Below are 25,071 nucleotides of genomic sequence, written 5' to 3'. Positions count from 1 at the left end.
GCCGCGAAGGAGTCAGCGGCGGGGAAGCCTAGACCCCCAGCCCCCGCGTGATCAGGTCCGCCAGGGCGAAGACGAACAGGCTTATCCCGACGAAGCCGTTCACCGTGAAGAACGCGCGGTTGACGCGGCTGAGGTCGTCCGGGCCGACGATCGCGTGCTCGTACACGAACGCCGCCGCGACCACCGCGAGGCCCGTCCACAGCAGCGGCCCGCCGTCCGTGGCCACCGCGTACCAGACGAGCAGCGCCGTCGTCACCGCGTGGCAGGCCCGCGCCCCGTACAGCGCGCCCGCGACGCCGAAGCGCGCCGGAACGGAACGGACGCCCTGCACACGGTCGGCGGCCACGTCCTGGCAGGCGTAGATGAGGTCGAACCCGCCGATCCACAGCCCGACCGCCGCGCCGAGGATGGCGGCGTCCCACGACCAGGCGCCGGTCACCGCGAGCCAGCCGCCGACCGGGCCCATCGCCTGGGCCAGGCCGAGTATGGCGTGCGGGAAGTCCGTGAACCGCTTGCCGTACGGATAGACCACCATCGGGACCACCGCGACCGGCGCCAGCGCCAGGCAGAGCGGGTTCAGCAGGGCGGTCGCGGTGACGAAGACGACGAGCGCGACCAGCGCGCCGGTCCACGCGGTGCGCACCGACACCGCGCCGGTGACGAGTTCCCGCCCGGCGGTGCGCGGATTGCGGGCGTCGATCTCCCGGTCGATGATCCGGTTGGCCGCCATGGCGAACGTGCGCAGCCCGACCATCGCGACGGTGACCAGCGCGAGTTCGGCCCAGTGCACCGACTCGTCGTCCAGGTGCATCGCGGTCAGCGCGGCGATGTACGCGAACGGCAGGGCGAAGACGGAGTGCTCGATCATCACCAGGCGCAGGAACGCCCGGACGCGTCCGGGACCCGGCGTGTCCTGGTCGCCGTCGGTGACCGCCTGCGCGGTCACAGCCCGTACTCCTTCCAGCGGCGGCTCACTCGTTCGGCCGTCGCCGGGTCGGAGACGATCATCCGCGGCCAGCCGCCGTCGCGCGTGTAGCCCTCCTCGGGCCATTTCGCGGTGGCGTCCACGCCGGCCTTGCCGCCCCAGAACTGCTGGTAGGAGGCGTGGTCCAGATGGTCGACCGGGCCGGAGGTGAGGAGCAGGTCATGGGCGTAGTCCACGTTGCCGAACGCCCGCCAGGCGACTTCGTGCAGGTCGTGGACGTCGCAGTCGGCGTCCACCACGATGATCAGCTTGGTCAGCGACATCATGTGCGCGCCCCAGACGGCCGACATCACCTTCTGCGCGTGCTTCGGGTACTTCTTGTCGATCGAGACGATCGCGCAGTTGTGGAAGCCGCCCGCCTCGGGGAGGTGGTAGTCCACGATGTCCGGGATGATGATCTTCAGCAGCGGCAGGAAGAAACGCTCGGTGGCCCGGCCGAGCGGCCCGTCCTCGGTCGGCGGGCGGCCCACCACGATCGACTGGAACAGCGGCTTCTTCCGCATGGTGACGCAGTCGATCGTCAGCGCGGGGAACGGCTCCCGCGGCGTGTAGAAGCCGGTGTGGTCGCCGAACGGCCCCTCCGGCAGCGTGGTGCCCGGCTCCAGCCAGCCCTCCAGCACCACCTCGGCGTGGGCCGGGACCTGGAGCGGCACGGTCAGGCAGTCCACCAGTTCCACGCGCTTGCCCTGCACGAATCCCGCGAAGAGGTACTCGTCGATCTCGCCGGGCAGCGGAGCCGTCGAGGCATAGGTGACGGCGGGCGGGCAGCCGAACGCGATGGCCACGGGCAGCCGCTCGCCGCGCCGGGCGGCGACCTGGTAGTGGTTCCGGCTGTCCTTGTGGATCTGCCAGTGCATCCCGATCGTGCGCCGGTCGTGGCGCTGGAGCCGGTAGAGGCCGAGGTTGCGGATCCCGGTCTCCGGGTCCTTGGTGTGGGTCAGGCCCAGGTTGAAGAACGAGCCGCCGTCCTCGGGCCAGGTGAAGAGCGCGGGGAGCGCCGTCAGGTCCACCTCGTCGCCCTTGAGGACGATCTCCTGCACGGGCGCGTGCTTCACCTTCTTCGGGGGCACGTGCGATATGGCGCCGAGTTTGCCGAAAGCCTCCCGCATTCCGACGAACCCCTGGGGCAGCTCCGGTTTCAGCAGCCCGGCGATCTTCTCGCCGATCTCCTCGTACGCGCCGAGGCCGAGGGCTTTGAGCATGCGACGGTCGGTGCCGAAGACATTCATGGCCAGGGGCAGGTCCGAGCCCTTGACGTTCTCGAAGAGAAGCGCCGGGCCGCCCGCCTTGTTCACCCGGTCGGTGATCTCCCCCACCTCCAGGTGGGGATCGACCTCGGCCTTGACCCGCTTGAGGTCGCCGTCCCGTTCCAGGGCCTTGAGCAGGGAACGGAGATCGTCGTATGCCATGCCGTTCAGTATTCCGGACGCATTACCCTGGGGCTGGTCAGGGGGCCTCGCTCGGGCCCGGTCCGTCTCTCCCAGGGGGCTACCATGCTGAGGGTGCTGCTGTTTCTGGTCCCGCTGGCGCTGGCCATCTACGCCCTGGTGGACTGCATCAGTTCCCGGGACGAGGAGATCAGGCATCTCCCGAAGCTGATCTGGATCTTCCTCATCGTCCTGGCCTGGGTCGTCGGCCCGCTGGCCTGGATCTTCGTGGGCCGCAAGCGCGCGGTCCCCGGCCGTGGCGCGCTCGGCCACCGGCGCTCCGGCGGCTGGGTCGCCCCGGACGACAACCCCGACTTCCTCCGCTCCCTGAAGGAGACCCGGGAGGAAGAGCGCCGCCGCGAGGAGGAGTCACGCCGCAACGACGGCGACGAGGAGAACCCGCCCGGCACCACGTGACGCCGGGCGGGCGGTCCGCTCAGACGCCGCCGTAGGAGTGCAGGCTGTCGAAGAAGATGTTGACGCCGTAGTAGTTGATGATGAAGCACACGAATCCGGCGATGCCCAGGTAGGCCGCCTTCCGGCCCTTCCAGCCGACCGTGGCGCGGGCGTGCAGGTAGCAGGCGTAGGCGACCCAGGTGATGAACGCCCAGACCTCCTTCGGGTCCCAGCCCCAGTACCGGCCCCAGGCGTACTCGGCCCAGATCGCGCCCGCGATGATCGTGAACGTCCACACCGGGAAGACCGCCGCGTTGATGCGGTAGGCGAACTTGTCGAGGTTCACCGACGACGGCAGGCGTTCCATCACCGAGGCCGTGACGGCGCGCGGCCGGCCCCCGGCGGCGAGCTTCGCCTCGTACCGGTCGCGGAACAGGAACAGCGCGCTGGTCACCGCGCCCAGGTAGAACAGGCCGCCGCAGATGATCGCCAGCGGGACGTGGATCCACATCCAGATCGAGTCGAGGGCCGGCTCCAGCCGCGTGCTCTCCGTGTACAGCACCGTGACGGCCAGGCCGAGGTCGAGCAGCACGGTCGTGACCAGCGGCAGGCCGAGCCAGCGGACGTTCCGCTTGGCGAGGAGGAAGCAGAGGAACGCGCCGACGACGACGGCCGAGAAGGCGGTGGAGAACTCGTACATGTTGCCCCACGGCCCGCGCGAGACCGACAGGGCCCGGCACAGCACGCCGCCGAAGTGCAGCAGGAACGCCAGGGTGGTCAGCGACACGGCGATCCGGCCGTACGGGTCGCCCTGCTCGTCGCCGCCCGCCGCGCCCGGGCCGTCGGGGACCGCGTCGCGGGCGGGGCTGGCGGAGCGGGGGACGACCTCGGGGCGGTCGAGGACGCTGGTCGTGCCGTTCTTCCGGACGGTCACCACCGGCCGCCGCGCCGCCGCGCCCTCGGCCCCGGCCTCCGCCGGCGCGGCCGTCAGCGCGGCGGCGGGGCGGGCGACCTTGCTGCGGCTGCCGAAGATCCACTCGGCGGTGTAGGCGAGGAACGCCAGGGTGTAGACGGCCATCGACGCGTAGATCAGCATGTCGCTGAAGTCGGCGAGGCCCTCGTTGGCGGCGAGGATCATGGACGTGCTCCTTCCGCGGCTGCGGATTCGGCGGGGTCTGCGGGATCGGCGGGGTCTCCGGGGGCGCGGGGGGGTGACGTGTGGGGGGGCCCCTGTGGGTGGGGCGCGGGGGCGGCGGGCCCCACACGGACGCCGGCGGGCGGGCGCGGGGATGTGTATAAGAGACATGGATCAGGGACGTGCTCCTTGCGCGGCTGCGGATTCGGCGGGGTCTGCGGGATCGGCGGGGTCTGCGGGGTCCGGGTCGGGGATCAGCGGGGCGTCCGGCTGGAGACGGGCCGCGAGGTCGGCCAGCTCCTCGGGAATCCTGGCGGATTCGGTGCGGCCGAGCGAGGCCATCTCCACCACGGTGCGGCCGTCGTCGTCCGCGTACGCCCGCACCCACACGCGGCGGCGCTGGAGCAGCAGGGAGAGGGCGAGACCGGCGACCGCGGCGAGCGCGCCGCCCAGCGCCCAGTCATTGCCGGCCTTGGTGGTGATCTGGAACGTCGCCCAGTTCTCGAAGCCCTCGTAGGTGAGGGTGCCCATGCCGTCGGGCAGTTCGAAGGACTCGCCGGGCAGCAGGTTGAAGCGGACGGGCTCGCCCGACGCGTCCCGGAACTGCTCCATGTTGGTGGTGTCGAGCTGGTACACGTTCTGCGGCAGGCCCGAGTTGATGCCGAGGTCACCGTGGTAGGCGTTGAGCGTCAGCACCGGCAGGTCGGGCTCGGGGAACGTGGAGTGCGGGCCGCGCACGTCGTCGAGGGCGAAGCTGGGGTTGAAGAAGCCCTGGAAGCCGAGCTGGTCGGGCTCGCCGTCCGGACCGACGTAGTCGCTGACCTTGATCACACCGGTCGAGCTGAGGGCCTGGTCCTGCGGGAGGAACGGCACCGGCCCGCTGAACGCCGTCTGGCCCTGCCCGTCGGTGACGGTGACGACGGGCGCGTAGCCGTGGCCGAGGAGCCGGATGCGGGCGTCACCGACGTGCACCGGGTGGTTGACCTCGATGGAGGCGTCCTGCTCCTCGCCGCCCGCCGTCCAGTAGGTGATGTCGGCGCGGAACTGGGTCGCGGTGCCCAGATCGACGCTGTCGCGCGAGTAGTCGGCGTGGAACTCGTCGAGCCGGAACCCGAACGGCTCCAGGTCGTCCACGTCGAAGAGGCTGCCGGACTCGAAGTCGTCGTACTGGATGAGGTTGTTGGTGAAGCCCTCCCCGGTCACCATCAGCTTGCCGCCCTCGGCGTAATAGAGCCGGCCGGCGGCGAACGCGACGAGCATCACGATCAGCGCGAGGTGGAAGACCAGATTCCCGGCCTCCCGCAGGTATCCCTTCTCGGCGGCGACATGGGCGCCGCCGGGCCCCTCCGCGCGGTGCGCGCGGAACCGCTTGCGCCGCAGCAGCCCGTGCGCGGCGTCCAGGACCCGCTCCGGCTCGGCGTCGGTGCGCCACGTCGTGTACGCGGGCATCCGCGTCAGGCGGCGCGGGGCGCGCGGCGGGCGGGCGCGGAGCTGGCCGACGAACTGCCAGGTCCGCGGCACGATGCAGCCGATCAGGGAGACGAACAGCAGGGTGTAGATCGCCGAGAACCACACCGAGGAGTAGACGTCGAACAACTGGAGCTTGTCGTAGAGGCCGGACAGGCTCTCGTTGTTGGCGCGGAACTCCTGGGCGAGGGTGGCGTCCACCTCGTCCTGCGGGATCAGCGAGCCGGGGATCGAGGCGAGGGCGAGGAGGAAGAGCAGGATCAGCGCGACGCGCATGGAGGTGAGCTGCCGCCAGGTCCAGCGCGCCCAGCCGGTGGTCTCGCGCAGCAGCCAGCGGGCCCAGCCGCCCGCGCCGGGGCCGCGGACGCCGCCGAACGAGCCGGGCACCGCCGCGCCGGCCTCGTCCGCCGCCTCCTCGTCCTGGGCCGGGGCGGTGGACAGCCCGGCCGCGGCCGTCGCCTCGTCGGCCAGGGGCTCGGTGCGCGTGGTGCCGTCGTCGGCCTTGCTCGCCATCTGTCAGATCCAAACGCCGAAGTCGGATGACCAGACCTGCATCTCGTACACCATGTCGGCCCACAGGCCGCTGACGAGGAGGAGTCCGGTGACGATCAGCATGCCGCCCCCCAGCCGCATGACCCACACATAGTGCCGCTTGATCCAGCCGAACGCGCCCAGGGTCCGGCGGAAGGCGAGCGCCGCCACGATGAACGGCAGGCCCAGGCCCAGGCAGTAGACGAACGTGAGCAGCGCGCCGCGCGCCGCCGTCGCCTCGCTGAACGCCAGGAGCTGCACCGCGCCCAGCGTCGGCCCGATGCACGGGGTCCAGCCGATGCCGAACACGACGCCGAGCATCGGCGCCCCGGCCAGCCCGACGCCCGGCTTGACGTGGAAACGGAACTCCCGGCCGCCGAGCCGGGGCAGCAGCCCGGCGAACATCACCCCGAGCACGATGGTCAGCGCCCCGAAGACCCGGGTCAGGGTCTTCTGGTGCTCCAGCAGCTCGGCGCCGATCCCGCCGAAGAAGGCGCCGGTGGAGACGAAGACGGCGGAGAACCCGAGCACGAACAGCGAGGCGCCCAGGAACATCCGGCCGCGCCTGGCCTCCTTGAGGTCCGCGCCGCCCACGCCGGTCACGTAGGAGAGGTAGCCGGGGACGAGCGGCAGCACGCACGGCGAGAAGAACGACACCAGCCCGCCGAGCAGCGCCACCGGCAGCGCCAGGAGCAGCGCCCCGCTCAGAACCGTCTGGTTGTAGTCCACGGCCGCGTCATCCCTCGGCGATCACGGGTTCGAGGGCGGCGCGCAGCTCCTCCTCGGTGAGGGGCTTGAGCGCGCGCGCCGCGATGCGGCCCTCGCGGTCGATGATCAGCGTCGTGGGGATCGCCTGCGGGTTGAGACTGCCGCGGGGGAACTCCAGCAGCAGCCGCCCGTCGGGGTCGTACAGGCTCGGGTAGGGCACGTTGTGGGTGCGCTCGAAACCGGCCGCGTTCTCGCGGGAGCGGTCGCGGGTGTTGATGCCGACGAACTGCACGTCCTGGTCGGCGGTGTCCTCGGCGACGCGCACGAAGTTGTCGGCCTCGGCGATGCAGGGCGCGCACCAGGAGCCCCAGATGTTGACGACGACGACCTGGCCCCGGTAGTCGGACAGGCTCAGCGAGTCGCCGTCGACCGTCTCGCCGGACAGGTCGGGCGCCGCGTCGCGCTCGTCCGCCGCGACCTGGGTGATCTCACCCGTGCCCTGCACGATGTTGCTGTTTCCACCGGAGGGACCGGCCTGGTCGCCGGAGCACGCGGTGAGCGCGAGCGCCGCGGTCACGGCCCCGGCCAGGGCCACACTGACAGCCCGGAACTGGATCATGTGAAAAGTTTCCCATGCGCTCCGCGGCGATCTCGGGCGCCCCCCTTGTCCCGATTGCCTCCCTGGTCAGGCACCGTATCCCTTGCTCATGCCGGCCCCCTTGACGGGCTTGGCACCGGCCCGCAGATGGACGGGGACGAGGTCGAGCGCGGGCTCGGTGTAGGTGATGGAGACGATGTCGTCACCGGCGAAGGTGAAGCTGGTGAGCGACGCCAGCGTGCACTGGCGGGTGCGCGGGTCGTGCCACAGCCGGCGCCGTTCGACGAAGCTGCGCAGGATCCAGATCGGGAGCTGGTGGCTCACGCACACCGCCTCGTGGCCGCGCGCCGCGTCCCTGGCCGCGTCGAGGGCGCCCTTCATCCGGACGACCTGCTCGACGTACGGCTCGCCCCAGGACGGGCGGAACGGGTTCCGCAGGTGGCGCCAGTTCTCCGGCCTGCGCAGCGCGCCGTCGCCGACGCCGAAGGTCTTGCCCTGGAAGACGTTGCCCGCCTCGATCAGCCGCCGGTCGGTCGCCACGGGCAGCCCGTGCGCCTTGGCGATGGGCTCGGCGGTCTCCCGCGCCCGCTCCAGCGGAGAGGCCACGACGTGAGTGATGTCACGTCCGGAGAGGTGTTCGGCGACCCGCTCGGCCATGCGCCGGCCGAGTCCGGAGAGATGGAATCCCGGCAGCCGGCCGTAGAGCACCCCGGTCGGGTTCTCCACCTCGCCGTGCCGCACCACATGGACGACCGTCCGCTCGTCGCTGCTCATGTCCGCGCTGTCCCCGCTGTCCGTGGCCGGTATGTCTGACTGGCTCATGGCGTCGCTCACTCTCCCGCGTTCCCTACCCGCCTGCCCCGGCCTCGGCCGCGGCACGGGCCGCCGCCGGGAGCGCGGCGGCGATCCGTTCCAGCGCCTGCTCGTCGTGGGCCGTGGACACGAACCACGCCTCGAAGGCGGACGGCGGCAGATACACGCCGCGTTCCAGCATGGCGTGGAAGAAGGCGGTGTAGCGGAACGCCTCCTGCGCCTTCGCGGAGGCGAAGTCCGTGACCGGCCCCTCGGTGAAGAAGACGGAGAACATGTTGCCCGCCGCGCCGACCGTGTGCGCCACGCCCTCCTTCGTCAGCGCCGCCGTGACCAGGCCGCGCAGTTCCGCCGAGACGGCGTCGAGACGGGCGTAGGCCGCGTCGTCCAGCAGCCGGAGCTGGGCCAGCCCGGCCGCCGTGGCCCCCGGGTTCCCCGACAGGGTGCCCGCCTGGTAGCCGGGCCCGGCGGGCGCCAGCCGCTCCATGACGTCGGCGCGCCCGCCGAACGCCGCCGCCGGGAAGCCGCCGCCCATCACCTTGCCGAACGTCATCAGGTCGGGCACCACGCCCTCGACGCCGAACCAGCCCTGGCGGCTGATCCGGAACCCGGTCATGACCTCGTCGGAGATCAGCAGCGCGCCGTGCGCGGCGCACAGGTCGGCCAGGCCCTGGTTGAAGCCGGGCGCGGGCGGCACCACGCCCATGTTGCCCGGCACCGCCTCGGTGATGACGCAGGCGATCTCGCCGGGGTGCGCCTCGAACGCGGCGCGCGCGGCGGCCAGGTCGTTGTACGGCAGGACGATCGTCTCCCCGGCCTGCGCGCCGGTGACGCCCGGGGTGTCGGGCAGGCCGAACGTCGCGACGCCGGAGCCGGCGGCGGCCAGCAGCGCGTCCACATGGCCGTGGTAGCAGCCCGCGAACTTCACGACCTTGGCCCGGCCGGTGAAGCCGCGCGCCAGCCGGATCGCGGACATCGTCGCCTCGGTGCCCGACGAGACCAGCCGCACCCGCTCGACCGGCGGGACCCGCGCGACCATCTCCTCCGCCAGCTCCACCTCACCGGGGGTGGGCGCGCCGAAGGAGGTGCCGCGCACGGCGGCCGTCCGGACCGCCTCCAGGACCGCCGGGTGGGCGTGACCGAGAATCATCGGTCCCCAGGAACACACCAGGTCCACATATTCCCGGCCATCGGCGTCCGTCAGGTACGGACCCGCACCGGACACCATGAACCGGGGCGTACCCCCCACCGCGCCGAAGGCGCGCACCGGAGAGTTCACGCCGCCGGGGGTCACGCGGGCAGCGCGAGCGAAGAGCGTCTGGGAGACTGGGGCTTCGTAGGATTCAGTCACGCGGTCCATGGTGACAGAGCCCCTTACAGCTCGGTGACGGCGCGTTTCGCCGCCGTGTGGAAGGGGAGGTCTCTCAAACGATGATCGGGTCGCGCGGCGGGGGTCGCGAAAAGTCAGGTGGTGACATGCAGCGCGGTGGCGAGATCGGCGAGGGAACCGAGGACGTCGGACCGGAGCCCGTGCCCCGCGCGCGTGCCCGCAGGGGGCGCCACCGCCGCAAGGCGGAGAACGGCGATTTCGAGTTCCGTGGCCGAGGCGGACGAATGGCCGTGACATACAAATACTTCGGGGCGCCCGACGGCGCCACCGCCGCCCGCGTGCCGCTGTCGATGCGGCCCGAGGAGCTGGGCGGCGACGAGCTGGGCCAGGGCATGTTCACCCGGATCAAGCCGGAGACCATGGCCGCGATGGTGCTCACCGGCATCGAGGGCATACCGCTGCACCGGGTGCCCCCGCTGGAGCTGGTCGTGCTCCACCCGGACTACGCCGTGGTGAAGCTGCCCACCACCGTGGTCGACCCGCTGCGCGGGGTCGGTGAGGAGACCGTGGGCGCCGCCGCGTTCATCTGGTCCACGGTCCCCGACCGCAGCGGCCCGAGCGACGCCTTCGGCGTCTACAAGCTCCTCAACGAGTGGCAGGACTTCTCCCGCCGCCTCCACGAGGCCGGCCACCAGCCGTACTGCCTGGTCTGGCCCTGACCCCGCTTCGTGTTCGCCGGCCCGCTGCGGTAGACATGGTTCCCCAGCGACCAGCGAGCTTGAGCGAGGGAGGCGGTCCGTGCACCGCAGGGCACGCAGAGTATCCATGGCGCGCGCCACCGCGCTGGCCGCCGCGGCGGCCGGCGCGCTGACGGCCGGCTGCTCCACGGCCCTGAGCGGCACCGACGGCACGTCGCACTCCAGCCGCCCCGGCACCGCGAACGTGGCCCAGCCCGGCCGGTACTCGGGACTGCCCGAGCCGTGCGGCGCGGTGGACGGCGACACCCTCCGCGAACTGCTCCCCGGCGGCGACACCGACGCGTACGAGGGCGAGGCCGACGCGACGTTCGACAGCGGGCGCCGCGTCGGGTGCGCCTGGCACACCGTGACCCCGACCGGCAGCCACCGCCTGTCGGTCGACTTCCAGCGGATCGTCTCCTACGACCCGGCCGTCAGCGACGACGACGAGGCCGCGGCGGAGTTCGAGGAACGGGCGGCGGAGGCCGGTATCCCGGTGACCGGCGTCGAGCAGGTCGACGGCACCACGACCCCGCCCGGCGAGGAGCCCGGCTCCCGCGTTCTCGATGGCATTGGTCACGTCGCTTTCCTCGACGACCGGCTGACCAGCCTCGACGCGGGCGAGCGGCGCGACGTCACTCTCGCGTTCCGCAACGCGAACGTTATCGTCACCGTGGACTACGTCGTCTCGACCAACGTGACCGACGCCGAGCTCGACAGCGCCCTGCTCCAGCAGCGGGCCCAGACCGTGGCACGGCAGCTCGCGGGTGGTTTCGACGGCTGACGCGCGCCACGACCGGCCCCCGCCGCGGGCGGGCGTACCGTGGCCCCGCACAGAACCCCGTCCCTGGAGCGAAGAAAGACCATGAACCGCACCGCATCGCGACTCGCCGTCCGCACGCTGGCCTGGGCCGCCGTGCCCGTACTGTTCGCGGCCGGCTGCTCGTCCTCCGACTCCGGCTCCGACGAGAAGACCTCCGACGAGGCGCCGCGGAGCGTGGCCCCGACGCCCGAGCCGGTGAGATTCGCCGCGCTGCCGGAGGCGTGTTCCGTCCTCGGCGAGGACGTCGTCGCCGACGTGGTCCCCGAGGCCGACCCGAAGGAGGGCGAGACCCTCACCTCCACCGACACCGCGACCTCCGGGGCCTGCCTGTGGAGCGGCCTGGACGAGTACCAGTTCCGTTCCCTCACCGTCGCCCTGCGGCGCTTCGAGTCGGACGTGGCCCTCGGCAGCGGCGACGAGCGCGCCGGTGAGTACCTCCAGCAGATGGTCGAGGAGGTCACCGGCGACGAGGCCAACACGGGGGTCGAGTCGGCCGAGCTGGGCGAGACCGGCGACGCCGCCACCTCGATCGCCTACACCGTGGTCAAGGAGACCGAAGAGGAGGGCGAGCAGGAGTTCCGCCAGCAGCGGATCGTCGCCCGCACCGGCAACGTCGTCATCACCCTCGACTACTCGGGCGTCGGCTTCGAGGGCGACGACATGCCGAGCGCCGACAGCATCCGGGAGGCGGCGGAGACCGCCGCCCGCGAGGTCGTCGCCACCCTGGACGCCTCGGCGGAGGAGGCCCCCGCCGAGGGCCAGGAGGAGCAGCCGGAAACGGACGAGGACAAGCCCGAGGGCGAGCAGCAGGACTCCTGACCGCCTCCGCCGTTCAGCCGCCCAGCAGGGCGCGCCCCCGGTCCGCGCCCACCGCCAGCAGCAGGGTCGGCAGCCTCGGGCCCGTGTCGCGGCCGATCAGGAGCCGGTACAGCAGCGCGAAGAAGCCGCGCTGCGCCACCTTCAGCTCCGGCGTCGGCTTCGCGTCGGGCGCCAGCCCGGCCTGGATCTTCGGCACGCCGTAGACCAGGGTGGTCAGCCCGTCCAGCGACCAGTGCCCCGACAGCTCCGCCAGCAGCAGCCGCAGCGACTCCCGCTGCCGCTCGTCCAGCGACGCCAGCAGCTCGGCGTCCGGCACCTCGCGGACCCGGGTACGGGCCTCCGCCGGCATCTGGGTCTCCACCCAGCGCGCCGCGCGGTCCAGCCGCGGCCGGGTCTCGTCCAGCGAACGGACCGGGTGCTCCGGGTCCAGCTCGCCGAGGATCCGCAGCGTCTGCTCCTCGTCGCCGGTGGTGATGTCCACCACGGAGGCCAGCATCCGGTACGGCAGGGGGCGCGGCGTCGCGGGCAGCGCGCCCGCGGCCGTGCCCACCGCCCGCGCGTGGGCGGCGGCGTCCGCCGGCTGGGCCGTGCCGTCGGCGACCTTGCGGCCCAGCGCGTCCCACTCGTCGTAGACGCGCTGGATCTCGCCGTCGAAGGCGATCTTGAACGACTGGTTCGGCCGGCGCCGCGCGTACAGCCAGCGCAGCACCGGGGCCTCCATGATCTCCAGGGCGTCCGCGGCGACCGGCACACCGCCCTTGGAGCTGGACATCTTCGCCATCCCGCTGATGCCGACGAAGGCGTACATCGGGCCGATGGGCTGCTTCCCGCCGAAGATCTCCGTCACGAGCTGCCCGCCGACGACCCACGAGGAGCCGGGCGAGTGGTGGTCGACGCCGGACGGCTCGAAGATCACGCCCTCGTACGCCCACCGCATCGGCCAGTCCACCTTCCAGACCAGCTTGCCGCGGCGGTGCTCCGACAGCTTCACCGTCTCGTCGTGGCCGCACGCGCACACGTACCGCAGCTCGGTGGTGTCGTCGTCGTACGACGTGACGGTGGTGAGGTCCTTGTCGCAGACCGAGCAGTACGGCTTGTACGGGTAGTACCCGGCGTCGCCCGCGCTGCCGTCGTCCTCGCTCGCCGCGCCCGAGCCCTCGACGGCCGCCTGCTCCGTCTCGTCGGCCGGCTCCGGCGCCTGCTCGGCCTGCTTGGTGCGGTACCGCGCCAGCACGGCGTCGATCCGGCGGCGCTCGCGCATCGCGAAGAGGATCTGGTCGCGGTAGACGCCCGACGTGTACTGCTCGGTCTGGCTGATCGCCCGGACCTCGATGCCCAGCTCGGCCAGCGCGGCGATCATCGGCGCCTTGAAGTGCTCCGCCCACGACGCGTACGGGCTGCCGGGCGGCGCCGGGACCGACGTCAGGGGCTTGCCGATGTGCTCGCTCCACGACGGGTCGATCCCGGCCGGGACCTTGCGGAAACGGTCGTAGTCGTCCCACGAGAGCAGGTGCACGCAGGGGACGCCGCGCCGCTTGATCTCGTCCGCGACCAGATGCGGGACCATGATCTCGCGCAGGTTGCCCAGGTGGATCGGGCCCGAGGGGCTCAGCCCCGAGGCGCAGACGACCGGCTTGTTCGGGGCCCGGCGCTCCGCCTCGGCGATGACCTCGTCTGCGAGTCGGGAGACCCAGTCGGTCTCGGGGGTCGTCTGGCCCATCGGTTCGGCACTTCCTTCGCTTCCGGCCTGTCGGGGGCCATTCTTCCACCCCCTCCGGGCCCGCTCTCCCGCCGCGTTCACCGGGCGGAGCCGCCCGGAGCCGAGCGGAAAGCCGGGGAAAAGCCGAGGAAAGGCCGTGGCGGCACCGTGGGATACTGCTGGGCATGACCCCGGTGCCCTCTCTCACCACCGCCGTCCACCAGCGTCTCAGCGACGCGCTGGCCGCCGCGCTCCCCGAGTCCGCCGCCGACGCGGACCCGCTGCTGCGCCGCAGCGACCGCGCGGACCTCCAGGCGAACGGACTGCTGGCGCTGGCCAAGCGGCTCAGGGGGAACCCGCGGGAGCTGGCCGGCCGCGTGGTCGGCGAGGTCGACCGGGACGGGCTGATCCAGGAGATCGAGGTCTCCGGACCAGGCTTCCTCAACATCACGCTCAGCGACGAGGCGATCACCCGGACCCTCGCCGCCCGCGCCGCCGACGACCGGCTCGGCGTGCCGTACGCCGAGCGGCCCGGCACGATGATCATCGAGTACTCGCAGCCGAACGTCGCCAAGGAGATGCACGTCGGCCACCTGCGGGGGACGGTCATCGGTGACGCGCTGGTGCGGATCATGGAGTTCCGCGGCGAGAAGGTCATCCGGCGCAACCACATCGGCGACTGGGGCACCCAGTTCGGGATGCTGATCCAGTACCTGATCGAGCACCCGCACGAGCTGGACCACGACGCGGAGCGCGGTGGTCCGGAGGCCGCGGAGAGCGGCAACGCCGCGATGTCGCGGCTCAACCGGCTCTACAAGGCGTCCCGGGAGCTGTTCGACGCCGACGCCGCGTTCAAGGACCGGGCCCGCCGGCGGGTCGTCGATCTCCAGGCCGGCGACCCGGAGACCCGGGCGCTGTGGCAGAGGATCGTGGACGAGTCGAAGATCTACTTCAACGCCGTCTACCGGAAGCTCGACGTCCTCCTCACCGACGAGGACGTGGTCGGCGAGTCGGCGTACAACGACGATCTCGCCACGCTCGCGCGGGAGCTGGAGGAGTCCGGCGTCGCCGTGCGGTCGGACGGCGCGCTGTGCGTGTTCTTCGACGACGTCAAGGGCCCCGACGACCGGCCCGTCCCGCTGATCGTGCGGAAGGCGGACGGCGGCTTCGGCTACGCGGCGACCGACCTGGCCGCGATCCGGGACCGGATCGGCACGCTCCACGCCGACACCGTGCTGTACATCGTGGACGCCCGGCAGGCCCTGCACTTCAAGATGGTCTTCGAGACCGCGCGGCGCGCCGGCTGGCTGCCCGACGGGGTCGCGCACCACCTGGCGTACGGCACGGTCCTCGGCAAGGACGGCAAGCCATTCAAGACGCGGTCCGGCGAGTCCGTGCGGCTGATGGACCTGCTGGACGAGGCGGTCGAGCGGGCCGCCGGGGTCGTCACGGAGAAGGCGCGGGACCTCGGCGAGGCGGAGGTCGCGGAGCGGGCCACCGAGGTCGGCATCGGCGCCGTGAAGTACGCCGACCTGTCCACGTCCCGCACGAAGGACTACATCTTCGACCTCGACCGGATGGTGTCGCTCCAGGGCAACACCAGCGTCTACCTCCAGTACGCCCACGCCCGGATCCAGTCCATCCTGCGCCGGGCGGCCGGGCAGGAGGGCGCCACGGCGGCGGCCCACCCCGAGCTGCCGCTGGCCCCGGCCGAGCGGGCGCTCGGGCTGCACCTGGACGAGTTCGCCGCGACGCTCGCCGACGTGGCCCAGACGTACGAGCCGCACCGGCTCGCCGCCTACCTGTACGCGCTGGCGTCGCACTACACGACGTTCTACGACCAGTGCCCGGTGCTGCGCGCCGGGGACGCGGCCACCGTGGAGAACCGGCTGTTCCTGTGCGAGCTGACCGCCCGCACCCTGCGCCAGGGCATGGCCCTGCTCGGCATCCACACCCCCGAGCGGCTCTAGCCCTCCGGCCCCGCCGGGGCCAGGGCCGCCGCCAGCGCGTCGGCGACGGCGCGCCGGTAGGCGCCGTCCCGGCCGCGCGCGCGGGTGGGGTGGACGCGGTTGGTCAGCAGCACCAGCACCACGCCGGTGACCGGGTCGACCAGCAGGCTGGTGCCCGTGAACCCGGTGTGCCCGGACGCGGCCGGTGACGCCAGCGCGCCCATCCAGTCCCGCGGGCCCGGCTGCCATCCCAGGCCCTCACGGGTCATCCGCCGCGTCCACGCCTCGCCGAGAATCCGCACCGGCCCGTACCAGCCGCCGTCGAGGACCGTCCCCGCGAGGACGGCCAGGTCGCGGGCGGTGGAGAACAGCCCGGCGTGACCGGCGACACCGCCGAGGTGGTACGCGTTCTCGTCGTGGACCGTGCCGCGCACCACGCCGCGTCCCGTCCACGGCTGGTCCTCGGTGGCGGCGACGCGGTGGTGGACGGCCGGGCCGGGGCGGTAGCCGGTGTCGGTCATGCCCAGCGGCCCGGTGACCAGCTCCGCGACCAGCGCGTCCAGCGGCCGTCCGGCGACGCGCTCCAGCACCGTGCCGAGCACGATGAACCCGAGGTCGGAGTAGACCCGGCGGCCGGGGGTCAGCGGCAGCGCGTCGATGGCGGCGAGGCGGGCCGCGTCGTCCGGGTACGGGCCCAGGTCGATCACGGCCGGCAGGCCGCTGGTGTGGGTGAGCAGGGCCTTGGCCGTGACCCCGCGCCAGACGGGCTCGTCCAGCGCGAACGCGCCCCGCTCGGCCAGGCACACCGCCACCGTGGCGGTGAACAGCTTCGACAGCGAGGCGATGTCGAACACCGTGTCCCGCGCCATCGGCACCCGCGCGCCGCCGTGGCTCACGGCCCAGCCGCGCGCCTCGTGTGCGAGGACGGCACCGCGGCGGGCGGCGAGCAGCACGAACCCGGGATACGACGGCTCGGGCCCGGCCATGAACGCCTCGGCGGCGGACACCAGCCCGGCCGCGACCCCGGTGGGCGGGGCGCTCATGCCTCGCGGTGCACCTTGGTGTTGGACGCCTGCGCGCGGGGGCGGACGACGAGCAGGTCCACGTTGACGTGCGGCGGGCGGGTCACGGCCCAGGTGATGGTGTCCGCGACGTCCTCGGCGGTCAGCGGCTCGGCGACCCCCTCGTACACCTTGGCGGCGCGCGCCGCGTCGCCCCGGAACCGGGTGAGGGAGAACTCGTCGGTCCGCACCATGCCCGGCGCGATCTCCACGACCCGCACGGGCCGCCCGACGATCTCCAGCCGCAGCGTCTCGGCGAGCACCCGCGCGCCGTGCTTGGCTGCGGCGTACCCGGCGCCGCCCTCGTACGTGCCGTGCCCGGCGGTGGACGTCACCACCAGCACGGTCCCGGCGCCGGACGCGGTCAGCGCGGGCAGCAGCGCCTGCGTCATGTGGAGCACGCCCAGCACGTTGACCTCGTACATGGCCTGCCAGTCGGCGGGGTCGCCCGTGGCCACGGGGTCGAGTCCGAGCGCGCCGCCCGCGTTGTTCACCAGCACGTCGCAGCGGTCCAGCGCGGCGGCGAAGGCGTCCACGGCGGCCCGGTCGGTGACGTCGAGCACGCGCGCCTCGGCCGCGTGCCCGGCCCGCGTCAGCTCCCCGGCCAGCGCCTCGATCCGGTCCCCGCGCCGCGCGGTGAGCACCACCCGGAACCCGGCCCCGGCCAGTCCCCGCGCGGTCGCGGCCCCGATCCCGCTGCTGGCTCCGGTGATGACGGCGGTGGGCGTGCTCACGGTGTGCCTCCTGTCGTTCCCCGCCCCGGCCGGCGGGGACGGCGGACACCCCCATGATGCCGCCCGCCGGGCGGGCGGCCCGTCAGGGGGCCAGGCGCCGGGCGAACTCCGTGGCCCAGTACGTCAGGATCAGGTTCGCCCCGGCGCGCTTGAACGCCGTCAGCGTCTCCTCGATCGCCCGGTCCCGGTCCAGCCAGCCGCGTTCCGCCGCCGCCTCGACCATCGCGTACTCGCCGGAGATCTGGTACGCCGCCACCGGCACCGGGGAGGCGTCCGCGACCGCGCGCAGGATGTCCAGGTACGGCAGGCCCGGCTTCACCATCACCATGTCCGCGCCCTCGGCGAGGTCCAGCTCCAGCTCGCGCAGCGCCTCCCGCGCGTTCGGCGCGTCCTGCTGGTACGCCTTGCGATCGCCCTTCAGCGACGAGTTCACCGCCTCGCGGAACGGGCCGTAGAACGCCGACGCGTACTTCGCCGTGTACGCCAGCAGCGCCACGTCCTGGTGGCCCGCCGCGTCCAGCGCGCGCCGCACGTGGCCGATCTGGCCGTCCATCATGCCGCTGGGGCCCAGCACGTGCGCCCCGGCCTCGGCCTGGACGACGGCCATCTCCGCGTACCGCTCCAGCGTCGCGTCGTTGTCCACCCGGCCCCGGTCGTCCAGCACGCCGCAGTGCCCGTGGTCGGTGACCTCGTCCAGGCACAGGTCCGACATCACGACCAGCGCGTCGCCGACCTCCGCCCGGACGTCCCGCAGCGCGACCTGGAGGATGCCGTCCGGGTCCGTGCCGGGCGACCCGATCGCGTCCTTCTTCGCGTCCTCCGGCACGCCGAACAGCATGATCCCGCTGACCCCCGCCGAGGCCGCCTCGACGGCGGCCTTCCGCAGCGAGTCCCGCGAGTGCTGCACCACGCCCGGCATCGACGCCACCGGCACCGGGCCGGTGACGCCCTCCCGGACGAACGCGGGCAGGATCAGGTCCGCCGGGTGCAGCCGGTGCTCGGCGACCATCCGCCGCATCGCCGGGGTGGTGCGCAGCCGCCGGGGCCGCACATCGGGGAACGTCACGGCGTCCTGGTCCTCCTCCGCTGCGGTCGCTTCTCGCTGGGCCGCTTCAGCACCTCACCGGCCTCCAGGGCCGCCGCCCGCCGCTCCGCGCCGAACGCGGCCAGCGCCTCGGCCAGCGCGTGCACCGACGGCTCGGGCGCCATCACGTCCACCCGCAGGCCGTGCTCCTCGGCGGTCCGCGCGGTGGCCGGGCCGATGCACGCGATCACCGTCACGTTGTGCGGCTTGCCCGCGATCCCGACCAGATTCCGCACGGTCGAGGACGACGTGAACAGCACCGCGTCGAAACCGCCGCCCTTGATGGCCTCCCGGGTCGCCGCCGGCGGCGGCGACGCCCGCACGGTCCGGTAGGCCGTCACGTCGTCCACCTCCCAGCCCAGCTCGACCAGACCGGCCACCAGGGTCTCGGTGGCGATGTCGGCGCGCGGCAGGAACACCCGGTCGATCGGGTCGAAGACCGGGTCGTACGGCGGCCAGTCCTCCAGCAGGCCGGCGGCCGACTGCTCACCGCTGGGCACCAGATCGGGCCGCACCCCGAACCGCTGGAGCGCGCGGGCGGTCTGCTCGCCGACGGCGGCGACCTTGATCCCGGCGAACGCCCGCGCGTCCAGGCCGTACTCCTCGAACTTCTCGCGGATCGCCCGCACCGCGTTGACCGAGGTGAACGCGATCCACTCGTACCGCCCGGTGACCAGGCCCTTGACCGCCCGGTCCATCTGCTGCGGCGTGCGCGGCGGCTCCACGGCGATCGTCGGCCCCTCGCTGGGCACCGCGCCGTAGGAGCGCAACTGCTCCGACAGCGACGCCGCCTGCTCCTTGGTGCGCGGCACCAGGACCTTCCAGCCGAACAGCGGCTTGGACTCGAACCACGCCAGCCGCTCCCGCTGCGCGGGCGCGCTGCGCTCGCCGACGACCGCTATCGCCGGGCGGTCCGCGTCGGCGGCGGGCAGGACCTTCGCGGCCTTCAGGGTCCGCTCGACCGTGCCCAGCGTCGCCGTCCACGTGCGCTGCCTGGTGGTGGTGCCGGCGACCGTGACCGACAGCGGCGTGTCGGGCTTGCGGCCCGCCGAGACCAGCCGGGAGGCCGTCACGGCGACCGCGTCCAAGGTGGTGCTGACGACGACGGTCGCGTCGCTGGCGCCGACCTCGTTCCAGCAGCGGTCGTCGGCCGAGGCGGCGTTGACGAACCGCACGTCGCCGCCCTCGGAGTCGCGCAGCGGCACGCCCGCGTAGGCGGCGACGCCGACCGCGTTGGCGATGCCGGGGACCACCTCGAAGGTGATGCCCTCGGCGACCAGCGCGAGCATGTCGGCGGTGGCGTCGGTGTCCATGCCGGGGTCGCCGGCGACCGCACGCACCACCCGCTTGCCGCCGCGCGCGGCCCGCATGACAAGATCGGCGATGTGGTCGGCCCCGGCCCGGACCGTGGAGACGGTGGACCCGTCCTCGCCGATGCCCTGCAACGGGGTTTCCGTGCCCGGCGCGAGATGCGCGCGCACGACCTCGTACGCCTCGGCGTCGGCGATCAGCACATCGGCCTGCGCCAGGACGTCGACCGCGCGCAACGTGAGCAGACCCGGATCTCCGGGTCCCGCACCGAGGAAGGTGACGTGTCCGAGAGGAGTGCCGCACGGCTCTGCGCGCGCGGCCCGCGGGATGTCCACCGTGCTGGTGGGGACACCCGCGGTGCTCGTGGCGCCTACGGCGCCGGCGGTGCCCATGGGGCCTGCGGTGGTGGGGCTCGTGGTGGGGCTCAATGTGCTCGCTCCCCCATCAGACCGGCCGCGCCCTTGGCGAGCATCTCGACGGCGAGCCCGCGGCCGATGGCCGCCGCCTCCTCGTCGGACGCCGGTACGGGACCGGTGGTGGACAGCTGCACCTGGGTGGCTCCGTCGGGGGTGCCGACGACGCCGCGCAGGCGCATTTCGGTGACGGTCTGCCCGTCGGCCAGGAGGTCGGCGAAAGCGCCCACGGGGGCGCTGCAGCCGGCCTCCAAGGCGGCGAGCAGAGTGCGCTCGGCGGTCACGGCGACCCGGGTGCGCGGGTCGTCGAGCTCGCCGAGCAGGGCGGTGAGTGCCGTGTTCGTGGCGGCGCACTCGACCGCCAGCGCCCCCTGGCCGGGGGCGGGCAGAACGATGTCCGGGGAGATGAGTTCGGTGATCTCGTCACCCCGGTTGATGCGGTGCAGTCCGGCGGCGGCGAGCACGACCGCGTCGAGCTCGCCGGTGCGGACGTACCCGATTCGCGTATCGACATTCCCTCTGATCGCGACCGTTTCGATCTCGCAACCCAAGGCTCTCGCCCAGGCGTTGAGCTGCGCCATGCGGCGCGGTGAGCCGGTGCCGACGCGCGGGCGGCCGGGCGCCACGGCCAGCCGTTCGAACGTCAGCCCGTCGCGGGCGACGAGCGCGTCCCTGGCGTCGGCGCGCGGCGGCACCGCGGCCAGGGCCAGGTCGGGCGGCTGCACGGCCGGGAGGTCCTTCAGGGAGTGCACCGCGAAGTCGATCTCCCCGGCGAGCAGCGCGTCGCGCAGCGCCGAGACGAAGACCCCGGTGCCGCCGATCTGCGCCAGGCTGCGGCGGGAGACGTCGCCGTAGGTGGTGATCTCGACCAGTTCGACGGGCCGCCCGGAGATCCGCCGGACCTGTTCGGCGACGGTCGAGGACTGGGACAGGGCCAGCGGACTGCGCCGGGTGCCCAGCCGCAGGGCGCGGGGGGCGTTCACGAGCGCTCCCGTTCGGGTGTGCCGGCCGCGAGGGCGGAGAGCGGGCCGAGGTCGAAGAGCTGCCGGAGCGCCGCCGCGTAGTGGTCGCCGCCGGGCTCCCCGGCCAGTTCCTTGACGCGCACGGTCGGCGCGTGGAGCAGCTTGTCGACGACGCGGCGGACGGTTCTGCCGACTTCCTCGCGCTCCTTGTCGCCGAGGTCGGGCAGCCGGCCGTGGAGCCTGGCCAGCTCGGCGGCGACGACGTCGGAGGCCATGGCGCGCAGCGCGACGACGGTGGGCGTGATGTGGGCCGCGCGGCGGGCGGCGCCGAGGGCGGAGGTCTCCTCGGTGACGATCGTGTGCACGGCGTCCACGTCGGCGGCCATCGGGGCGTCGGCGGAGGCGGAGGCGAGCGACTCGATGTCCACCAGCCGGACGCCGGGCAGCCGGTGGACGGCGGCGTCCACGTCGCGCGGCATGGCCAGGTCGAGCACGGCGAGGGGGGTGTCGCGCTCGCGGATCGCGTTCGCCACGGCGGGGGCCGTCAGGACCAGCCCGGTGGCGCCCGTACAGGAGACGACGACGTCGGCGAGGGCCAGCTCGGCGGCGACGGAGATGGCGTTGATCGGCACCGCGCGGGCCTTGGGGCCGCCGTCCTGGTCCAGTGCGGCGGCGAGCCGCTCGGCGCGTTCCAGGGTGCGGTTGGCGATCACCAGTTCGGCGACACCGGTGCGGGCCAGGGTGGTCGCGGCGAGCGAGGACATCGATCCGGCGCCGATCACCAGCGCCCGGCCGCCCCTGACCCAGCCGGCCACGTCCCGGCCGTCGGCGAGCTGCTCCAGGCCGAACGTGACCAGGGACTGCCCGGCCCGGTCGATCCCGGTCTCGCTGTGCGCCCGCTTCCCGACCCGCAGCGCCTGCTGGAACAGCTCGTTCAGCAGGCGGCCGGCCGTCTGCTCGTCCTGGGCGAGGGCGAGGGCGCCCTTGATCTGGCCGAGGATCTGGCCCTCGCCGACCACCATCGAGTCCAGCCCGCAGGCCACCGTGAACAGGTGGCGCACGGCGCGGTCCTCGTAGTGCGTGTACAGGTACGGCTGGAGCTCGGCCAGGGCGACGCCGCTGTGCCGGGCCAGCAGCGCGGTCAGCTCGGAGACGCCGGTGTGGAAGCCGTCCACCTCGGCGTACAGCTCGATCCGGTTGCACGTGGAGAGCACGGCGGCCTCGACCACGGCGGTCGTCCCGGTGCCGGCCGGTCCGGTGCCGGTCGCGGCGACGGCGTCGCGCAGCAGCGTGCCGCGGGCGTCGGGGGCGAGCGCGGCGCGCTCCAGCAGGCTGACGGGCGCGCTGCGGTGGCTGAGCCCGATGACGAGCAGCGTCATGCCGGCATCACCGCCGGTACGTCTCCCTCCGGGCCCTGCTCGCCCCGCTGCTCCGCGGGAACCCGCATCCGATCGGGGGCGGCGGTCTCGCGGGACAGGTCCTCCGCGGCCTTGCGCTGCTCGTGGAACGCGAGGATCTGCAACTCGATGGAGAGATCCACCTTGCGCACGTCGACGCCCTCGGGCACCTGGAGGACGGTGGGGGCGAAGTTCAGGATGGAGGTGATGCCCGCGGCGACCAGCCGGTCGCACACCTGCTGGGCGGCACCCCCAGGGGTGGTGATGACGCCGATGGAGACCCCGTTCGTGTGAATGATCGTCTCCAGCTCGTCGACATGCCGCACCGGGATCCCGGCGACCTGCTTGCCGCTCATCGACGGGTCCGCGTCGATGAGCGCCGCGACGCGGAAGCCGCGGGAGGCGAAGCCGCCGTAGTTGGCGAGGGCGGCGCCGAGGTTACCGATTCCGACGATCACCACGGGCCAGTCCTGGGTGAGCCCCAGCTCGCGGGAGATCTGGTAGACGAGATACTCCACGTCGTACCCGACGCCGCGGGTGCCGTAGCTGCCCAGGTAGGAGAAGTCCTTGCGGAGCTTCGCGGAGTTGACCCCGGCGGCGCTCGCCAGCTCCTCGGAGGAGACCGTGGGCACCGAGCGCTCCGACAGCGCGGTCAGCGCCCGCAGATACAGCGGAAGCCGGGCGACGGTCGCCTCGGGGATTCCTCGGCTACGGGTCGCCGGTCGGTGATTTCGGCCAGTTGCCACGGTGCTCCTGCCGGTCGGGCCAAGCGGAGGGCGGTCCAGGGCGTGGCACGCGCCGGAACCGCTCCGTCCGGCCCAGGCTATGTCCTTGTGAACGCGTGCACAAAGACTCTGTCCGTTTTGTCCGGCCAAAGTGACCGGTGCCACAGGAGCCAACAGGGACACCGGGTCACACTCCTCGCGTATGGCACCACATGGCGGAAAACGGTCCCGATCCATCCTCCCGGGCCGGTCAAGCGCCCAGGGCGCGCCGCAATCGCCCCCGGTCGACGCGCCAGAAGTCATGCTGGTCGCCGTCCACCAGCACCACCGGGATCTGCTCCCAGTACCTCCGGTGCAGCTCGGCGTCCCGCGTGATGTCCTTCTCCTCCCAGTCCGCGCCCACCTCGGCGCACACCTCGGCGACGATCTTCCGCGCGTCGTCGCACAGATGGCAGCCGGGCTTGCCGATCAGGGTCACCAGACGCCGGGGGGCGGGCGCGGCGTCCGCCTCCGGCGTCGTCTCCCGGGGCGTGCGGCGCGGGCGGAGGAGGGGAGTCATGGCCCTTATTGTGCCCCGCCCGGTCACCCCGGCGTCATTCCCGGGCCACGGGGGTTTGTGTGTGGACTGGCTATGCTCACAGCATGGCCGGGCTCAACTCCCCCACACATGATCCTTCCCTGGCCGCCGCCCGCCGGGGGTGGCTCGCCGCGCGCAGGCGCGCCGCGACCGAGCGCAGCGAGCTGGCGGGCAAGGCGGCGGCCGAAGCCGCGCGACAGGCCGCGCCGGAGCCGGAGTTCCCGTCCACCGGGGACCCGAAGGCGGCGGCGTTCTTCGACCTGGACAACACCGTGATGCAGGGCGCGGCGATCTTCCACCTGGGCCGCGGTCTGTACAAGCGCAAGTTCTTCCGCAAGCGGGAGCTGGCCAAGTTCGCCTGGCAGCAGGCGTACTTCCGGATGGCGGGCGCCGAGCACACCGGCCACATGCAGGACGCCAGGGACAGCGCGCTGTCGATCGTGCGCGGCCACCGCGTCTCGGAGCTGATGGCGATCGGCGAGGAGATCTACGACGAGTACATGGCGGGCCGCATCTGGCCGGGGACCCGCGCGCTGGCCCAGGCCCACCTCGACGCCGGCCAGCGGGTCTGGCTGGTCACGGCGGCGCCGGTGGAGACGGCCACCATCATCGCCAGGCGGCTGGGCCTCACCGGCGCCCTGGGCACCGTGGCGGAGTCCGTGGGCGGCGTCTACACGGGCCGGCTGGTCGGCGAGCCGCTGCACGGCCCGGCCAAGGCGGTGGCCGTGCGGGCGCTGGCCGAGGCGGAGGACCTGGACCTGGAGCGGTGCGCCGCCTACAGCGACTCGGCCAACGACATCCCGCTGCTCTCCCTGGTCGGTCACCCCTACGCGATCAACCCCGACAAGAAGCTGCGCGCCCACGCCCGCGAGCAGGGCTGGCGGTTGCGGGACTACCGCACGGGCCGGAAGGCGGCCCGGATCGGCGTTCCCGCGGCGGCCGGCGCCGGCGCGGTGGCCGGCGGCGCGGTCGCGGCCCTGGCTCTCCAGCGACGCCGCAGGTAGCCGGTCCGGCCGGGGCACCTCGGTCGAAATCTGTCACGCTTTTGACAATGCAGGTCACTTTACGATCAGCTATGCCATGGCGTTTGCGTGGCGCACCGGCCACAACCGGTAACACCTCGAACCCAATCGGCGATTTTCCCAACTAGGCGTAGTGTCGTCTGCACGAAGGGTTATCCTCCTCAGACGCAGGCGTCGGGTGACGGATCCGACACTGCACGTGTTGGAAGCTAAAGCCTCTGGGAGTCCCGTGTACCCACACGTCGGGGTTGACGCCTCGGGCCTGGCTACGCTGCGCACGTCGGTCACCGACCGGCTGCGCACCTTCGTCCCCCTCGCGTATGCCGTCCCCCCCCTCGCCACACCTGTCCCTTCCTCTTATCCACCTCTCC

General features: G+C 72.9%; 23 protein-coding genes and 1 pseudogene. 7 read left to right on the top strand and 17 right to left on the bottom strand.

All coding sequences use genetic code 11. The features are described from left to right. Positions 1-28 precede the first annotated feature (28 nt). Both mqnP and BN2279_RS00975 read right to left on the bottom strand, forming a co-directional pair. The gene (gene mqnP / locus BN2279_RS00980) at positions 29-946 is read right to left on the bottom strand and encodes a menaquinone biosynthesis prenyltransferase MqnP (RefSeq protein ID WP_059005769.1); all 918 of its coding nucleotides are present in this window, start codon (positions 944-946) and stop codon (positions 29-31) included. Then, positions 943-2,394 carry a menaquinone biosynthesis decarboxylase gene (locus BN2279_RS00975; RefSeq protein WP_059005768.1) on the bottom strand — a complete coding sequence of 484 codons (1,452 nt, stop codon included), beginning with the start codon at positions 2,392-2,394 and terminating at the stop codon, positions 943-945. Before BN2279_RS00975 ends, mqnP begins: the two co-directional genes overlap by 4 nt. Before the next feature lie 84 nt (positions 2,395-2,478). Here BN2279_RS00975 and BN2279_RS00970 point away from each other — a divergent pair, with 84 nt between their 5' ends. Further along, a complete protein-coding gene (locus BN2279_RS00970) occupies positions 2,479-2,829 on the top strand; it encodes a PLD nuclease N-terminal domain-containing protein (protein WP_059005767.1) in 351 nt (116 codons plus the stop codon). A gap of 19 nt (positions 2,830-2,848) precedes the next feature. Here BN2279_RS00970 and ccsB read toward each other — a convergent pair whose 3' ends face one another. The 6 genes from ccsB to hemL all read right to left on the bottom strand — a co-directional run bounded on the left by ccsB (position 2,849) and on the right by hemL (position 9,417). After that, positions 2,849-3,946: a c-type cytochrome biogenesis protein CcsB gene (ccsB, locus tag BN2279_RS00965; RefSeq protein ID WP_059005766.1), complete on the bottom strand. Its 1,098-nt coding sequence runs from the start codon at positions 3,944-3,946 to the stop codon at positions 2,849-2,851. Between the two features lie 171 nt (positions 3,947-4,117). Continuing rightward, the gene (gene resB / locus BN2279_RS00960) at positions 4,118-5,923 is read right to left on the bottom strand and encodes a cytochrome c biogenesis protein ResB (RefSeq protein ID WP_059005765.1); all 1,806 of its coding nucleotides are present in this window, start codon (positions 5,921-5,923) and stop codon (positions 4,118-4,120) included. Between the two features lie 3 nt (positions 5,924-5,926). After that, entirely contained in the window at positions 5,927-6,670 is a 744-nt protein-coding gene (locus tag BN2279_RS00955; RefSeq protein ID WP_059005764.1) for a cytochrome c biogenesis CcdA family protein, read from the bottom strand. Positions 6,671-6,677: 7 nt separating this feature from the next. Beyond that, positions 6,678-7,268, bottom strand: coding sequence for a TlpA family protein disulfide reductase (locus BN2279_RS00950; protein ID WP_059005763.1), 591 nt, complete (start codon positions 7,266-7,268; stop codon positions 6,678-6,680). A 66-nt stretch (positions 7,269-7,334) separates the two neighbouring features. Then, the gene (locus BN2279_RS00945) at positions 7,335-8,021 is read right to left on the bottom strand and encodes a histidine phosphatase family protein (protein WP_104530889.1); all 687 of its coding nucleotides are present in this window, start codon (positions 8,019-8,021) and stop codon (positions 7,335-7,337) included. A 73-nt stretch (positions 8,022-8,094) separates the two neighbouring features. Next, on the bottom strand, positions 8,095-9,417 hold the full coding sequence (gene hemL / locus BN2279_RS00940; protein WP_079031709.1) for a glutamate-1-semialdehyde 2,1-aminomutase: 1,323 nt from the start codon (positions 9,415-9,417) through the stop codon (positions 8,095-8,097). A 116-nt stretch (positions 9,418-9,533) separates the two neighbouring features. Between hemL and BN2279_RS00935 the strand changes: the two genes are divergently transcribed. The 3 genes from BN2279_RS00935 to BN2279_RS00925 all read left to right on the top strand — a co-directional run bounded on the left by BN2279_RS00935 (position 9,534) and on the right by BN2279_RS00925 (position 11,766). Further along, the gene (locus tag BN2279_RS00935; RefSeq protein ID WP_079031708.1) at positions 9,534-10,106 is read left to right on the top strand and encodes a hypothetical protein; all 573 of its coding nucleotides are present in this window, start codon (positions 9,534-9,536) and stop codon (positions 10,104-10,106) included. 106 nt (positions 10,107-10,212) lie between these two features. Next, on the top strand, positions 10,213-10,908 hold the full coding sequence (locus tag BN2279_RS00930) for a hypothetical protein (RefSeq protein WP_059005760.1): 696 nt from the start codon (positions 10,213-10,215) through the stop codon (positions 10,906-10,908). Positions 10,909-10,989: 81 nt separating this feature from the next. Beyond that, positions 10,990-11,766 carry a hypothetical protein gene (locus BN2279_RS00925; protein WP_059005759.1) on the top strand — a complete coding sequence of 259 codons (777 nt, stop codon included), beginning with the start codon at positions 10,990-10,992 and terminating at the stop codon, positions 11,764-11,766. Positions 11,767-11,779: 13 nt separating this feature from the next. Here BN2279_RS00925 and lysS read toward each other — a convergent pair whose 3' ends face one another. Next, positions 11,780-13,486 carry a lysine--tRNA ligase gene (gene lysS, locus BN2279_RS00920; RefSeq protein ID WP_059005758.1) on the bottom strand — a complete coding sequence of 569 codons (1,707 nt, stop codon included), beginning with the start codon at positions 13,484-13,486 and terminating at the stop codon, positions 11,780-11,782. Positions 13,487-13,650: 164 nt separating this feature from the next. Between lysS and argS the strand changes: the two genes are divergently transcribed. Beyond that, a complete protein-coding gene (gene argS / locus BN2279_RS00915) occupies positions 13,651-15,435 on the top strand; it encodes an arginine--tRNA ligase (RefSeq protein ID WP_059005757.1) in 1,785 nt (594 codons plus the stop codon). Here the strand turns inward: argS and BN2279_RS00910 are convergent. From BN2279_RS00910 to BN2279_RS00875, 8 genes are all read right to left on the bottom strand, one after another. Beyond that, a complete protein-coding gene (locus tag BN2279_RS00910; RefSeq protein ID WP_059005756.1) occupies positions 15,432-16,457 on the bottom strand; it encodes a serine hydrolase domain-containing protein in 1,026 nt (341 codons plus the stop codon). The genes argS and BN2279_RS00910 overlap by 4 nt on opposite strands. After that, positions 16,454-17,209, bottom strand: coding sequence for an SDR family NAD(P)-dependent oxidoreductase (locus BN2279_RS00905; protein ID WP_059005755.1), 756 nt, complete (start codon positions 17,207-17,209; stop codon positions 16,454-16,456). The genes BN2279_RS00910 and BN2279_RS00905 overlap by 4 nt, the downstream gene beginning before the upstream one ends. Positions 17,210-17,291: 82 nt before the next feature. Continuing rightward, positions 17,292-18,275, bottom strand: coding sequence for a porphobilinogen synthase (hemB, locus tag BN2279_RS00900; RefSeq protein WP_059005754.1), 984 nt, complete (start codon positions 18,273-18,275; stop codon positions 17,292-17,294). Further along, the gene (locus BN2279_RS00895; RefSeq protein WP_234347242.1) at positions 18,272-20,032 is read right to left on the bottom strand and encodes a bifunctional uroporphyrinogen-III C-methyltransferase/uroporphyrinogen-III synthase; all 1,761 of its coding nucleotides are present in this window, start codon (positions 20,030-20,032) and stop codon (positions 18,272-18,274) included. The genes hemB and BN2279_RS00895 overlap by 4 nt, the downstream gene beginning before the upstream one ends. Further along, the gene (gene hemC / locus BN2279_RS00890) at positions 20,029-21,000 is read right to left on the bottom strand and encodes a hydroxymethylbilane synthase (RefSeq protein WP_059005753.1); all 972 of its coding nucleotides are present in this window, start codon (positions 20,998-21,000) and stop codon (positions 20,029-20,031) included. Before hemC ends, BN2279_RS00895 begins: the two co-directional genes overlap by 4 nt. After that, positions 20,997-22,358, bottom strand: coding sequence for a glutamyl-tRNA reductase (locus tag BN2279_RS00885; protein WP_059005752.1), 1,362 nt, complete (start codon positions 22,356-22,358; stop codon positions 20,997-20,999). Before BN2279_RS00885 ends, hemC begins: the two co-directional genes overlap by 4 nt. Further along, entirely contained in the window at positions 22,355-23,122 is a 768-nt protein-coding gene (locus tag BN2279_RS00880; protein ID WP_059005751.1) for a redox-sensing transcriptional repressor Rex, read from the bottom strand. Before BN2279_RS00880 ends, BN2279_RS00885 begins: the two co-directional genes overlap by 4 nt. A 229-nt stretch (positions 23,123-23,351) precedes the next feature. After that, positions 23,352-23,660, bottom strand: coding sequence for a glutaredoxin family protein (locus tag BN2279_RS00875; protein WP_059005750.1), 309 nt, complete (start codon positions 23,658-23,660; stop codon positions 23,352-23,354). Between the two features lie 83 nt (positions 23,661-23,743). On the opposite strand from BN2279_RS00875, the gene BN2279_RS00870 reads away from it, so the two are divergent. Both BN2279_RS00870 and BN2279_RS30075 read left to right on the top strand, forming a co-directional pair. Beyond that, complete coding sequence (locus BN2279_RS00870; RefSeq protein WP_059005749.1) at positions 23,744-24,682, top strand: HAD family hydrolase; 939 nt, start codon at positions 23,744-23,746, stop codon at positions 24,680-24,682. Between the two features lie 247 nt (positions 24,683-24,929). Further along, positions 24,930-25,071: pseudogene (locus tag BN2279_RS30075) on the top strand (ECF subfamily RNA polymerase sigma factor, BldN family); the annotation flags it as partial.

Source organism: Streptomyces specialis (assembly GCF_001493375.1).
Classification (GTDB): domain Bacteria; phylum Actinomycetota; class Actinomycetes; order Streptomycetales; family Streptomycetaceae; genus Streptomyces; species Streptomyces specialis.
Note: the sequence above shows the minus strand (reverse complement) of the source record. Positions and strands in the feature narration are given on the sequence as shown.

Excerpts from the sequence above, each read along its gene's own strand:
- BN2279_RS00975 (WP_059005768.1), bottom strand. The coding sequence starts at position 2,394 with ATGGCATACGACGATCTCCGTTCCCTGCTCAAGGCCCTGGAACGGGAC.
- BN2279_RS00970 (WP_059005767.1), top strand. The coding sequence starts at position 2,479 with ATGCTGAGGGTGCTGCTGTTTCTGGTCCCGCTGGCGCTGGCCATCTAC.
- ccsB (WP_059005766.1), bottom strand. The coding sequence starts at position 3,946 with ATGATCCTCGCCGCCAACGAGGGCCTCGCCGACTTCAGCGACATGCTG.
- resB (WP_059005765.1), bottom strand. The coding sequence starts at position 5,923 with ATGGCGAGCAAGGCCGACGACGGCACCACGCGCACCGAGCCCCTGGCC.
- BN2279_RS00950 (WP_059005763.1), bottom strand. The coding sequence starts at position 7,268 with ATGATCCAGTTCCGGGCTGTCAGTGTGGCCCTGGCCGGGGCCGTGACC.
- BN2279_RS00945 (WP_104530889.1), bottom strand. The coding sequence starts at position 8,021 with ATGAGCAGCGACGAGCGGACGGTCGTCCATGTGGTGCGGCACGGCGAG.
- hemL (WP_079031709.1), bottom strand. The coding sequence starts at position 9,417 with ATGGACCGCGTGACTGAATCCTACGAAGCCCCAGTCTCCCAGACGCTC.
- BN2279_RS00935 (WP_079031708.1), top strand. The coding sequence starts at position 9,534 with ATGCAGCGCGGTGGCGAGATCGGCGAGGGAACCGAGGACGTCGGACCG.
- BN2279_RS00930 (WP_059005760.1), top strand. The coding sequence starts at position 10,213 with ATGGCGCGCGCCACCGCGCTGGCCGCCGCGGCGGCCGGCGCGCTGACG.
- BN2279_RS00925 (WP_059005759.1), top strand. The coding sequence starts at position 10,990 with ATGAACCGCACCGCATCGCGACTCGCCGTCCGCACGCTGGCCTGGGCC.
- lysS (WP_059005758.1), bottom strand. The coding sequence starts at position 13,486 with ATGGGCCAGACGACCCCCGAGACCGACTGGGTCTCCCGACTCGCAGAC.
- argS (WP_059005757.1), top strand. The coding sequence starts at position 13,651 with ATGACCCCGGTGCCCTCTCTCACCACCGCCGTCCACCAGCGTCTCAGC.
- BN2279_RS00910 (WP_059005756.1), bottom strand. The coding sequence starts at position 16,457 with ATGAGCGCCCCGCCCACCGGGGTCGCGGCCGGGCTGGTGTCCGCCGCC.
- BN2279_RS00885 (WP_059005752.1), bottom strand. The coding sequence starts at position 22,358 with ATGACGCTGCTCGTCATCGGGCTCAGCCACCGCAGCGCGCCCGTCAGC.
- BN2279_RS00875 (WP_059005750.1), bottom strand. The coding sequence starts at position 23,660 with ATGACTCCCCTCCTCCGCCCGCGCCGCACGCCCCGGGAGACGACGCCG.
- BN2279_RS00870 (WP_059005749.1), top strand. The coding sequence starts at position 23,744 with ATGGCCGGGCTCAACTCCCCCACACATGATCCTTCCCTGGCCGCCGCC.